This window comes from Pseudoalteromonas sp. NJ631, from assembly GCF_000276645.1.
Taxonomy (GTDB): Bacteria; Pseudomonadota; Gammaproteobacteria; order Enterobacterales; family Alteromonadaceae; genus Pseudoalteromonas; species Pseudoalteromonas piscicida.
This window is the reverse complement of the sequence record NZ_AKXJ01000011.1, coordinates 77919-91759: the sequence shown is the minus strand read 5'-3', so window position 1 is coordinate 91759 and position 13841 is coordinate 77919. Positions and strand designations below refer to the sequence as shown.

The following is a 13841-nucleotide window of genomic DNA, read 5'->3' as shown; positions in this document are numbered from 1 at the left end:
ACCGTAATACTGAAATGGCTTTAGCAGACAACAAGCACTTACTAAGTACAAATTGCACAATATTGTAGCGAGGATTGATGAGAAAGGTAAGAGTGTACTTTTATTCCACACAGCGGTTTAGTCAAAAAATACGTTAAAAAAATGCAATAGTACCTACAAGACAGTCAGCTGAATCGTTTTAACACGCTAAAAGTGAGCTAAAGTGGCACGAAGCTTTCGCCTCGCACCACTCAGTGTTAAGCACCTATTTGGCTGGAGCTTGGGGCGGAGTCGGCGTGGTTGGGGCTGGTCCGCCATCGCCTTTGGTGACGGTTACATGGCGCTCTTTCACCACTTTACCACCAACAGTGTACTGGGATTCTTTCACTGTCACTTCACTTTCTGCTCCAACAGCTTCGATATCCGTATTTTTTGGTGTTTCTGGGGTCTTGCGACCTTTGATAAAATCAAACATATGTGCTCCTTTAACTATGCAGCTTGTTGTTTTTTCTGGTTCAACTCTTCTGCCTGCCCCTGATCAAACTTGATATGGCGATCAGCGAGGTGAAAGTATTTATCATCATGAGTTACCGCAATTACTGTTTTACCTTGCGATTTCAACCATGGCAGCAATTCTTGATAAAATAGCGCTCTAAAATGTGGGTCTTGATCCGCAGCCCATTCATCTAGCACGTAGATATCTTTATCTTCGAGAATTGAGGCGATCAATGCCAAACGCTTCCTCTGTCCTTGAGAAAACTGTGTGGCGGAAAACCCTTCCTCATCCACGCTTAGCTTGTGATCCAATTGAAACTGAGCCAGCAATGTATTCGCTGTTTCTCTATCTACTGGGTCACCTTTAGCATCTAACAGCTCGCGATAAAGATAGAAATCGGGCAGCACCATCGTAATTTTATCTCTATAGCTATCCAGTTGAGCTGCATGCACTTCCTGTTCATCCACTTTTATTACGCCCTTTGAGGGCGTGTAAAGACCCAATAGCAAGTGTAAGAATGTTGACTTACCACTGCCGTTACCACCGGTAATAAAAATAATTTCTCCTTTATTAAACGTCAGATTCAGTTTCGGCAAAGAAAAAGCGGTATCTTCTCCTTTCGCTTCATAAGCGAAAGAGACATCTTTAAAAACTAGCTTGTTCCAGTCTTCTGAAAGCGGCGTGTGCTGATCCGTAGTTAATCCACCTTGTTCACTGCCAAGCTGTAAAGATTCGATTTTTTGCATAGAGACGCGTGCCCGAGCGATGTTTTGCCATAGATTCATCACATACCCAAATGGTGCCGCAATGTAAGTTACGATAAGGATATAACTCATTACTAATTCAGTGCGCTGTAGATAATGACTGACCGCAACTATGGTGCCCAACGTGATGAAAATCACCACCTGACTTATATTGCGATTAATGTCCCAGGCAAAGCCATATTCACGCTCGCTGCTGCGTAACTCAGTCATCACTGGCTGTAGGCGCTTCTCAAAAAAGTACTGGCGTCTCGCTTTGTTGACTGTTAATTGTTTCGCGCCATCTAAAATGCCCTTATAGCCCTCAAATACATGGTCTTGATGTTCACGCATTTGGTTCGCGGCCTTGGTTATTTTTGTCATTACTATTTTTGTGATTAAAAATGACACTAACGCAGCTAATACAAGAATGCCAAACATGACTTCAGACAGTACAAATAGATAACCGAAACAAGCCAACAACAGAAAACTGTTATAAACGAAAGCTGGCATCTCAGCGAGCGCTCCCGAGATAGCATTCACATCATTGGTCAGAACGTTATATAGTCGCGCTCTACCAGCTTTTTCTAGTTTGTCGTAATCGGTTCCCAAAATTCGACTAACTAGGTTTTGGCGCACACTGTTTACTGTGCCTGCACTGTATTGAGAGAGAAAGTAACTCGTCGTCATTGAAGCCGCTAATAGAAACGTGACTAATACCGCAAACACAACAACCTCTAGAGGCTGAAAACCGGTTTCCCCACTTTCCCCTATCATATGAAACAAAGCTATCGATGTAGCCGCAGTAAACAAACTAGCGAGCCCCGATAAGAACATGATCTTTTTGAATTTTTTAATATAGTAAAGCAACATAATAAACCTGCTATTTTGGGGCTCGCAGTCACGAGCCACATGACTAACTTATAGTTCCACTGGCTCGCCCATTGAAACAACAATCCGACGCTCGCCTTTGAATGGATCGCGACCGTGTGATACCAACATGTTGTCCATCAGTAACACATCGCCTTTTTCCCACAAGAAAGTCACGGTCGCTTTTTTATAGGCTTCGTTAATATGCTCAATCACGTCGTCAGGGATCACAGAGCCGTCGCCATACATTGTGTTATAAGTTAACGCTTCTTCGCCAAATTGAGACACCAACTCTTTTCTAATCACTGGACACAAGCTTGACGGATGCCAGAATGCAGCATGGTTAAACCACACCTTTTCACCGGTATGAATGTGATCGCGAATAGCAGGACGCACTTGGCGAGTACGGATTTGATCGGCACTGATAATTTCCAACTCAACATCCGCTTTCTGACAGTATGCTTTAACTTCTTCAATATCATCAGTGTTGAATGCTTTTTGCCAAGTTGGGCCTAAGCCATTGCCATAGTTGCGTACTAACATCCAACCATGCTGTTCAAACTTGGCTTTAATATCAGCATCAATATAGTCATGCACTTTTCTAACGTCTGCGATAGGTGTCGCACCGCGCTCCTCTGCTGGGATCATGCAGCTAAATGCAATCTTCATTGGCCATTGTTTAACGTATGACAACTCGTTGTGCTGTGCGATGCTCAATTCATTAGGAAACTCAGTTGAGGTGTAAGCACCTTTGCCGAGATTGGTACGAGGTGTCGCGCCTTCCATATATTTTGCGAGCGTCGGAATAAACTCATTTGCGACGTCACGGAAGTCGTCTTCATTCTGTAGATTAAAACCACGTAATAGAATTGCACCGTATTGCTTCAGCTGTTGATCTATTTTTGCTGCATTGTCAGCAACCCACTGCGCAGCACTGTGTGTTCCGCTAGTATCTTCAATTACAAGCGGGAAATCTGGACCTTCAGGTAAAAAACGCTCCTGAAGTGCAGCTGGCATTTGACCATTGTATTGCTCTTTGAAAATTACAGTATCTTTTAACATGGATATTTCCTTTTATATTTTAGTTTAAATGTTTATTAATCAGTGTTTTAAGTTCATTTTCTTTCATAATGGCATGATGATCTGTGTCCTCAATGCCAAATGCTTCACAATGTGATAAACGTGTTGACCATCCCTCTACAGCCGTAAAATCGCTGGCGTAAATTAGTCGAGCACTGGATGCAGAAGGAATGCAGGTATGGGCTGAAAATAATGCATGGTTATGGCTCAATATCTGCCACTGCATCTGTAAATCCATTAAGGTAAACGCTTTAGAAACTAGGTGCTGTGTCACACACAACTGATGAAGCATCGCCAGACGTTGCTCGTGATCCAAATGCTGTACATCTTCAACGGCAATGCCATCCAGCGACACCCCAAGTTCTTCGGCAAAAGCGCCTAACCGCTGTAATTCACTTTGTTCAATATTTCTATGTAACTCAGGAACATATGAATCAATCATGGTCAGACTAAGTACTTTTTCTTGTGCCAACCTTTGCATGGTGTGACCAATTACTCCACCCATCGACCAACCGATCAGATGATAATTCGGGTGCTCGATATCAACCTCAAGCAAAGACAGATAATGTGTGGACAGCGCAGTGATCGATCTAAATTGCAAGGTAGTGGATTGCAGCCCGTAAATAGGTGCATTCGTTTCCAATTCAGAAACCAATTGTGCATAGCAAGTCAACTGACCACCCACAGGGTGAATAAACACAATCGGGGGTTGTTGGTCATCGCCTTCACGCAAACACACAAGTTGTTTAAGGTCACCATAACTATCCATTGCATCCACTTTTGCTGCCAGTGAACTCAACGTTTGCTGCTGGAAAACATCTAGTGCATTGAGCTGCACATTGAACGTCTTTTTAATTGCTCGGACTAGCGCGACCGCTTGTAATGAGTTGCCACCTAGCTCAAAAAACGACGACCCCTTAAACAGCAGCGTATCCGTCGGTAGCCTTAATACTGCTTGCCATACCTCTGCTAACTTGCACTCCGTCTCAGTGCTTAAACTGTCCCCGGATGGCTCAACCTCGACTTGTGGTAATGCAGAAATATCCAGTTTGCCGTTGCGAGTAACTGGCCAGTGTGTCATGGCAATATATTGTTGAGGTATCATGTAGCTTGGTAATTTCGCACTTAATGTAGCGCTCAACCCAGTACTATCAAGCACTTCAGATACACCTTGTACATATGCCACAAGCATAGGAGTACCACTTGCTAAATAACTAATCATCACATGTGCCCTTACGACATCAGGCAAAGCGAAAAGATGCTGCTCTATTTCAGCCAATTCAATACGATATCCGTTTAGTTTCACTTGAGAGTCAGCACGACCTACGTAGTGCAAAATACCGTCTGAAAAACGCACGATATCGCCTGTTTTGTATAACCGAGCATGGCATGATTGATGGTAACCAAACGGGTTATCAATAAAGCAGCTGGCAGTTAGCTCAGGTTTACCTAAATACCCTTCTGCAACGCCTTCACCACTGATATATAACTCCCCACTCATTCCTTCTGCGACTAACCTTTGATGATCATCAAACACATACAAACGAGTATTAGATAACGGCAAACCTAAATGTGGACAGGAGCCTGAGATTTCGGCAACCGTTGCATTGACGGTACATTCTGTTGGACCATAAACGTTTAATGCCGTCCGATCATGCTGGTGCTGCCACTTAACCAAACGCTGCCAAAGTGATTCAGAGATGGCTTCACCGCCTATGATAAGATTTGGTAGTTGCGCATCTAGGTCTTCGTCCAGCCACATTTCGACTAAGCTTGGCGTACAATCCAATACCGTCACGTTATTGTCGCTAAGGTACTCCCCCAGTTGTTGTGGTTGTAACTTAAGGGTTTCTGGTATCGGTGTTAACGCCATTCCAGCTATCAGCTGCAATAACCCCTGCAACGACGCATCAAAAACATAATTAGCATTCCATCCCCAGTTTTGTTCACCTTGGCATATTGGCCAACGTTGCATCTCTTCCATCAATGAAACTGCATTGCGGTGCGATACCATGACACCTTTCGGCTGCCCTGTAGTACCTGAGGTGTATATCACATAGGCAAGATCCTCTGCCGAGACGATAACAGAGGTAACTTCCCCAGCGACTTGTGCGGCTTCTAACATATTGACGGTAGTGCTTGGGCACTGAGCGCTATCAAAGCGCGTCTGATAACCAGGCTGTGAAATCAATAGACTGGCTTTAGCATCAGCTAGCACAAAATCTATCCGTTCTTGCGGCGCGCTTGGGTCTAGCGGCAAGTAAGCTGCGCCAGCAGTCATAATGGCTAACAAAGCAACGACCATCTCATCACTTTTGTCCATCTGCACAGCGATAACCTGTCCACGCTCAATACCATGAACTGTCTGGAGCACTTGCGCACACTTTGCTACACGCGATGCCAATACTTGAAAGGTCCAACTTTGATCCTGCCAGTGAAGCGCGATGTTAGTTGCGTGCTTTGCTACAGTATCTGACCAACATGTGACCAAACTCTCGGCAACAACAGGCTGCGTCGAGTCTAGCGGATTCAACTTAGCGAGTAGTGCTGTGGTTTGAACTTCGTTACAAAGCGTCAACGCGCTCATTGGTAAAGTCATGATATCGCGCTGCAAATTGCCTTTTACCAACGCGCGTAACAACTGCATCATCTGCTCGGACAATCGCTCAATGCTCGATGCTTTAAATAGGCTAATGTCGTATACCCAATTAACGGTTAACTGGTGGTCAGACAGCTCAAAATGAACATCTAAATCAAACTTGGTTGTGATCTTTCCATCCGTTAGCGAGGTAAACTCAACACCTGATAAAGCCTCTATCGAGTCTGCTTTATTAAACCGGAAGCTATCTTCTCCATCCGTAGTCAACATTATCTGAAATACAGGGCTTATCGCTGCGGAGCGATTCACATTTAGCGCATCAACTACTAAATCGAAAGGCACCAAATTATGTGATTGTGCGGCAATATTGACGTCACGTATGTGAGCTAAATACTCTCCCAGAGTCGCAAAGTCGGTGTGCGCCGTTAGTGCAATGGTATTTACAAATAGTCCAATTAAATCAGCTAGCTTTTGATCATGTCTACCAGCCACTGGCGCGCCAATTACACACTGAGATTCACGGCCATGTTGTGCAACAACAAGCGACAACGCTGCATGTGCCAACATAAATGGGGTTAGATTATGCGTGCCGATAAAATCCTTTAACGCCAACGCTTCAGCCTTTGCAAGAACCTGGGTTACAACGGCTCCAGCTTGCTGTTTAATTTTCGGCCGAGGAAAATCCAAGGTAATACCATGCTCTGCTGGTGCATCCTTAAGGCACTCCTGCCAGTGTTCAAGCGATGCTAAGCAGCTCTCACTGGTCAAGTATGTTTGCTGCCACACAGCATAATCCGTGTAACTAAGCGCATTATGCGGCAAATTTGGCTTCTTACCTTCTTGCTCACCACGGTAGAGTTCGGCGAACTCGTTAAACAAGATGTTCATCGACCAACCATCGGTAGCAATATGATGCAAGCACAATAGTAAGGTACCCGAATTTTGCGCAGCACCATCAATGTAAGCCACGCGTATCAGCGGAGAGCAGGTGAGATCAAATGATTCATTCAACTCACTTTGCACTCTCATTAACTCATCAGCATAGTGCTCTGCACTGGTATGGTAGTGAGCAATAGTAAATGCTGAAATTGGCTGAACCTGCTGTATCTCACCTTCATCGGTTTCATGGTAAGACGTTCTTAATACTTCGTGACGCTGAAGCAGGCTTAAAAACGCGCGTTCGGCTGAATCAATGTTAAAATCACCGCGAACTTCAAACTGATAATTTAGATTATATTGCGTACTACCATTACCAAGTTGGTCGATAAACCACATTCTGCGCTGTGCTGCCGACAAGGGATAACCTTGCTCCGAACTTGGCGCTTTGGTGACGCTAAGTAAGCTAGTGGTATGCTGATATTGCGCGACTAATTCGGTAAATTGAGCCAGTGTAGGCGCTTCAAATAAACATTGCACAGGCACTTCAGATTGTGCAGCATGATGAATTTTGTGCACGACATTCATCGCCAGTAGCGAATGGCCGCCGAGTTCAAAGAAATTACTTTCCATGCCAATGTGCTCTGGCGCAAACTGTAGAGCAACAGCCCAAATATTGGCAACTACACTCGCTAAAGCGCTAGAGGGTGGTGTCAGTTTCGTGGCCGTATTACTTTGCTCACGCACCAGGCGGGCACGATCTATTTTGCCATTTGCGGTGAGTGGCATCGCTTCTAAAATTACAATCTGAGCCGGGAGCATATGTAAAGGCAAGCACGGAGTAAGTGCCTGCTTAATCGCCTCAACACTCTGTACCTGATGGCAGGTTACATAAGCAATCAAGCTTTTTTGCCCACTCTCAGTTTCGACTTGTACTGCGGCCTCTTTGACATCGGTTAGATTTGTTAGCGCTTGCTCTATTTCACCGATCTCGATACGAAATCCGCGGATCTTTACTTGATTATCGGTTCTGCCGATATAACAAACATTGCCCTTTTCATCCCACTTAACCATGTCGCCGGTGCGATAAAGTCGCTCACTCGTAATTGAATCAACATGGACAAAACGCTCTGCTGTCATATCAGGTTTGTTTAAGTACCCTCTGGCAAGTCCTATTCCGCTTAAGTACAACTCACCAACAACGCCAACGGCACTGCGTTGCTGCTCTGCATCCAAGATATAACAACCCGTACCTGAGATTGCCTTACCGATTGGATATTGGACTCTCCCTATTTCTTCAATTTCATAGTAAGTACTAAATGTCGTATTTTCGGTCGGTCCATAAATATTCAATAAACGCGTGGGCTTACCATAAGCTAACGCGCGATCAATAGTATATTTATCGAGTTTCTCTCCACCAACCATGACATTATTTAGTGAGGCAAATGCACCTGGACGAATAGCAATGATTTGATTAAATAGCGCCACAGTGATGAACGCTGTGGAAATGTTCATGCGACGAATTTCATCAGCAAAGCGGTTGGCATCAAGTAAACAAGCCTTATCCATCCCATATAATGTTGCGCCGTTTGCCAATGCTCCCCAAATCTCAAATGTGGCGGCGTCAAATGCGGTATTGGAAATGAATAAGATATTTTCAGCCGAACTCAATGAGACATAATTAGGGTTGTGTACTAATCGCTCAATACCTAAGTGTTCAACCATCACCCCCTTTGGTTTACCTGTCGATCCAGAGGTGTAAATAATGTAGGCAAGATCATCGCCACTGGTGGTTAAATCAAGATTAGTACTACTGTGAGTTGCAATTTCAGCTTCAATTTCTAGCGCATCAATTGCCGCGACAGCAATCTCGTACTGATCAAAAATGGGTGCTAGCGCTGTCGTAGTCAGTACTTGCTCTAGCGCTGTATCTGCGATCATATATTGCAGCCTAGCAGCTGGATAATCGGGGTCTAGCGGGACGTAAACCGCGCCAGCTTTGACAATCGCGAGCATAGCAATCACGAGATCCGTAGAACGTTCGAATGTCACGCCAATGAATGCACCTTTACTTACACCTTGGCTTTGTAGGTATCTTGCTAATTGATTCGCTCGGGTATTTACTTCTCCATAGCTCAGAGTGTTACCGGCGACACAAATAGCTGGTTTGTCTGGGTTGCTACCTGCCCAGTGCTCTACATAGCTATGAATAGGTAAATTATTTCCCTGATATGCAGCGGATTGCTCCCATTCTTGTATCTGAGCAAGTTCGGCATCATCCGTCAGCACAAGTTGCTCTATAGGAGTATCAATATTGTCAGCAATTTGCTTGCAAATGGTCTGTAACTGGCTGGTCATTCTCGCGACGGTTTCGGCCTTAAACAGGTTAGTGTCAAATGAAAAGCTCACTTGAATGCCATCAACTGTGTCAACGATGTTTATTTGGATATCGTATTTTGCGCTTAGCTCTGCTGAGTCAAACGATTGCAACACGACCTCTCCCGCCAATGGGATCTCTGCCTCTGTGCTAATATCTAGATTATTCTGTACGAGCGCGATTTGAAACAGCGGATGATAACCATTGCTACGCTCTGGTTTTAACGCCTCAACTAAATATTCAAATGGAATATCCTGATGCTCAAGTGCAGATTCATTCACTTGTTTGGCTGCCGACAACAGCTGGGCAAATGACTGCTTTGAGTCTAGGCGTAAGCGCAACACTAAGTTGTTAATAAAGCAGCCAAACGTTTTTTCTAGTTCTTTTTGCTTTCTACCTGCCACTGGCGTGCCCACGACAACGTCGTCACTACCTGCGTAGCGCCCCAGTACCACTGAAATAGCGGCATGAAACAGCACAAATAATGATGTTTGCCGTGTTGTCGCCAACGCTTTTAGCTTGCGACTTAAAGAAGCTGATAACTGGGCAACTCTAAAGTCACTTCTACCACCGGTAGATGCCGGTCGTGAAAAGTCCAATGGGATACTATGAACGCTCGGCAAATCCTGTAATTGAGTTAGCCAGTAGGTCTTTGATCCCTCCACATTATCACTACTTAGCATCTCTGATTGCCAATTAGCATAATCGGCATATTGCACTGCAACGTCGGGAAGCTGTGGTGCAATACCATGAAATAAAGCGTTATAAATATGCTTGAATTCATCAAGTAGCAATGCCATTGACCAGCCATCAGCAGCAATGTGATGGACATTGAAGAACAAAATACCCCGCTCTGGAGATTGCCTTAAAAAACCACCTCGAAGCATGAGATCATGTTCAAGATCAAAAGGCCTGTCAGCATCCTTACGTACAAACTCAAGTGCAAGCGCTTCGCTTTCTGCAGCTGATAAATGACTATAATCTTCAATAATAAAGTCAACATCACCCGCTTCATGTACCGTTTGCACCAGCTGGTCGCCTTGGTAATGTACAACGGTGCGCAAGGCTTCATGACGAGCAACTATCATTTGCATTGTCTGACGAGCCATAAGCTCGTCAAACTCTCCAACTACGTGCACACCATTTGGCATATTGTAAGTCGCCGTAGCATCTGACATCTGCTGTGATAACCAAATTCGGCGTTGTGCAGAAGAAACGGGCAGAAGCCCATTTCTGTCTACTGGCGTAATACGATAACGCTGCCGTTCACCTTCTAGCGCAGCAAACCGCTGAATATATGTAATCAGAGCTGTTTTATTTTCCTTAAGCATCGCTATGAGTTCAGGGATCAGGTTACTCTTATCGCCAGTGATATTCAGGCTCTGGCCGTCCGTAGACAGCCTGAGGCCCAAAGTAGAGCACTGTTCAATGATGTGCTCTACACTCATATCACCATCCTTTCGTCATCATCACGCGCGACGCTGCTAGACATTACCAACTTTTGTTTCTCATAGAGCTCACACTGTTCAGCAAGTGCTTGAATAGTTGGGTTTTCCATTAGCACTTTTAATGGTATTTCAATGCTAAGTTGCTCGCGGCAGGCACTCGCAACTCGGATCCCCAATAGAGAGTGGCCGCCGATAGCGAAGAAGTTGTCGTCCATGCTGATAGACTCTTTGCCCAATAAGTCCTGCCAAATGGTTTGTAAACGCGCTTCCATCTCTGATCTTGGCGCAATGTAGTCATCAATCACTTCTTCAAGCTCAATGCTAAGTAGCGCTTTACGATCCTGCTTACCATTTTTCGTTAACGGGATTTCTTCAACTTCAATGATGACGGCAGCAACCATGTAAGCAGGAAGTTTTGCTTTCATCCAATCACTGAGTCTATTTTGGTTTACATCTGCACCTGCCACGTACGCGACTAGCTGTTCATCCTTGACGAGTACTGCGGCATCAGTTACACCCGCATCTTCCAAAATAACAGACTCAATTTCGTTTAGTTCGATACGATAACCACGTAACTTAACTTGGAAGTCACTACGTCCTAGGTATTCAATAGTGCCATCTGCCAGCCAACGTCCTAAGTCACCGGTTTTGTAGATACGACCAAAAGTAGCAGACTCGATGAAACGCTCTTCAGTTAACACATCATTGTTAAAGTAGCCACGAGCAACCCCTTCACCACCAATGTATATTTCACCTTTTGCACCAGCCGCTAACGGTGCTAGTGCATCATTCAAAATATAAGTCTGGCAATTCGGCAATGGACGCCCAATATTTGGTACAGACTCAGCGGTAATATCAGAGAAAGTCGCGTTAACAGTACATTCTGTAGGCCCATAGACGTTGAGCGCAAAACGTTGATGCTCAGAAGTATGTGATGCCACTTTTTGCCATAATTCAGAGCTGATAGCCTCACCACCGATTAATAAATTCGGCAATGCAATTCCCTGCTCATTGGCTTCACGAAGCACTAAATCAACTAATGCAGGGGTGGTATCGAGTACGTCGATTTTATTTTCGGTAAGGTAACTAAGTAGCTTGCTTGGATCCTTTCGCAATTCATCTTTTAGTAGATTAAGCTCCACACCAAAAGCCAACTGAGTCAGAGCCTGAACAGAAGCATCGAAAATCATCGGTGCGTTCCATGCCCAGCGATACTGACCTGAAACCCCACGCTCAGACAACAGCAGCTTCATGCTGTTTGCAAGATTCACCAAGTTACCGTGTTGAACTGCTACGCCCTTTGGCTTACCAGTAGAGCCTGATGTGTATAACACGTAAGCCAATTGCTCAGCTGACAAATTTATATCGTCGACACTGATCTCACCTGTTGCCACCAACTGTGTGTGATCGATAGTCAGTGTCTGACAATTGATGTCTTTGAATTTATCGTTGTAATGAGACTGAGCAACAACGATATGTAGTCCAGTGTCAGCGATGATGTATTCGATGCGATCATTAGGTGCTCCAGCATCTAATGGAACATATGCGCCACCCGCGTGCATCACCGCTAGTTGAGCAATTAGCTGTTCGATACTACGGTCGACACAAATACCGACAGGAGACTCAGTTACCACGCCTAGCGCTGTTAATTGCTGAGAAAACTCGCTGACTTTCGCTGCAAGCTCACCATAACTAATGGCTTCATCTTCAACTCGTAACGCGATTGCATCTGGGTTTTGTTGTGCGAATTCAAAAATCGACTTAATCAGATTGGTTTTGTTTTCAAAAGTATGTTCATTCGCATTTTGCCAAGGTTGTAGAGTACCTTCTGTCACACCAGAAATTGTCGAGATTTTCTCGTCTCCATTAGCGATAGCATTTGCTAGCAACGCTTCAAATGATTGAGCAAAGTTCTCCATGGTATGTGCGTCGAACAGATCCGATTTATATTGCCAAACCAGTACTAGCTTTCCTTCTTCCACCGCGGCACTTAGCGAGATATCAAAGTTGACCACGTCAACACCTGAGAGAATTTCTTCCGGATCCGACATTTCTAAACCAGGGAGCTGGAACGTACCGCTATCATGGTTTTGTAGTACAAACCACAGCTGGAACATAGGTTGATGACTGCTACTACGCTCAGGGTTCAAGTCTTCAACAAGCGCGTCAAACGGCAGGTGCTGATGTTCAAATGCCTCTAATAGCGTAGTTCTATTGCTGGCGATAAGTTCATTGAAGCTTGGATTACCTGACAAGTCAGTACGTAGCACTAGGTTGTTAAGGAAGAAGCCAATGAGTGGTTCAACGTTTTGGTGAATACGACCTGCGACTGGCGTACCCATAACGACATCTTCTTCGGCGCTCCACTGACCAACCAATAAGGCATAAATCGTTTGCAGAGCCATAAACTGTGTTACGCCCTGTTGTTGGCAGTATGCATCTAGTTTTTTCGTTAGCGCGACACTCAATTCACGGCGCAATGAATTACCTAAAAAGCCTTGCTGTGCTGGGCGACTACGATCTAATGGTAGGCTGTGTGTTGCTGGTAGGTCTTTTAACTGCTCGCGCCAGTAACCCACTTCATTTTCAAATACTTCACCTTGTAGCCATTGACGTTGCCAGTGTGCATAGTCCTTATATTGTACTTCCAACTCAACTAACGGATTCGGTTTGCCTTGACTGTACGCGGTATATACTTCCAAGAACTCTTTGACTAACACACCAAGAGACCAACCATCTGAAGCAATGTGATGCATGTTAAACAACACGTAGTGCTCAGACCCTGACGCTTTAATTAACTGAACTCGCAGCATAGTGTCGTTTTGCAGATCGAATGGCTTTAGCGCATCTTGCTCTGCCAACGAACGGATTTCGTCGTACAGGTCATCTCCTTGCAAGTGAGTGAAATCAATAATGGTCACCGCACTATCAACCTGATCTCGGATCACTTGTTCACATTTGTCGTTCGTTTCTTTGTATACAGTACGTAAAATCTCATGGCGCTCAATCACGGCATCGATCGTAGCAATGAAAGCGGCTTGGTTAAGGCTGCCATCTAGCTTAAATGCCGCTGACATATTGTACTGTGCAGAGCCTTGCTCAATACGGTCAATAATCCAAAGGCGCTGTTGAGCAAAAGATAGCGGAATAGGTCCATCAATCACCGCACGCTTGAGTTTTTGTTTTTCAACAGCACTTTTCTGTGCTGAAAATTTATTAATGAACTCAATAAGCTGCGCTTTATTTTCTCGTAAAATAGTGATCATTTCATTGCTCAATCCGCCTTTTGGCGCATCGATTTGCAAGTTGCCGTTCTCTACAGAGAGTCGAACTCCTTGCTCAAGACATTGATTTATTATTGTTTGTGTGTTCATGG

At 44.6% G+C, this 13841-nt stretch carries 5 protein-coding genes; all 5 read right to left on the bottom strand.

Going from position 1 to position 13841, the window contains the following annotated elements; genetic code table 11:
- Positions 1-244 precede the first annotated feature (244 nt).
- Genes A587_RS0117110 through A587_RS0117090 form a run of 5 tightly spaced genes read right to left on the bottom strand, consistent with a single transcriptional unit; the run spans position 245 to position 13839 of the window.
- Positions 245-454 carry a hypothetical protein gene (locus A587_RS0117110; RefSeq protein WP_017218558.1) on the bottom strand — a complete coding sequence of 70 codons (210 nt, stop codon included), beginning with the start codon at positions 452-454 and terminating at the stop codon, positions 245-247.
- A gap of 14 nt (positions 455-468) precedes the next feature.
- Positions 469-2088, bottom strand: coding sequence for a cyclic peptide export ABC transporter (locus tag A587_RS0117105; RefSeq protein WP_017218557.1), 1620 nt, complete (start codon positions 2086-2088; stop codon positions 469-471).
- 48 nt (positions 2089-2136) lie between these two features.
- Positions 2137-3147, bottom strand: a complete 1011-nt coding sequence (locus A587_RS0117100) for a TauD/TfdA family dioxygenase (RefSeq protein WP_017218556.1) — start codon at positions 3145-3147, stop codon at positions 2137-2139.
- 19 nt (positions 3148-3166) lie between these two features.
- Complete coding sequence (locus A587_RS0117095) at positions 3167-10465, bottom strand: non-ribosomal peptide synthetase (RefSeq protein WP_017218555.1); 7299 nt, start codon at positions 10463-10465, stop codon at positions 3167-3169.
- Complete coding sequence (locus A587_RS0117090; protein WP_017218554.1) at positions 10462-13839, bottom strand: non-ribosomal peptide synthetase; 3378 nt, start codon at positions 13837-13839, stop codon at positions 10462-10464. The genes A587_RS0117095 and A587_RS0117090 overlap by 4 nt, the downstream gene beginning before the upstream one ends.
- Positions 13840-13841 lie beyond the last annotated feature (2 nt).

Bases quoted from the DNA above. Each gene is read 5' to 3' on its own strand.
- A587_RS0117105 (WP_017218557.1), bottom strand. From the start codon at position 2,088: ATGTTGCTTTACTATATTAAAAAATTCAAAAAGATCATGTTCTTATCG.
- A587_RS0117095 (WP_017218555.1), bottom strand. From the start codon at position 10,465: ATGAGTGTAGAGCACATCATTGAACAGTGCTCTACTTTGGGCCTCAGG.
- A587_RS0117090 (WP_017218554.1), bottom strand. From the start codon at position 13,839: ATGAACACACAAACAATAATAAATCAATGTCTTGAGCAAGGAGTTCGA.
- A587_RS0117100 (WP_017218556.1), bottom strand. From the start codon at position 3,147: ATGTTAAAAGATACTGTAATTTTCAAAGAGCAATACAATGGTCAAATG.
- A587_RS0117110 (WP_017218558.1), bottom strand. From the start codon at position 454: ATGTTTGATTTTATCAAAGGTCGCAAGACCCCAGAAACACCAAAAAAT.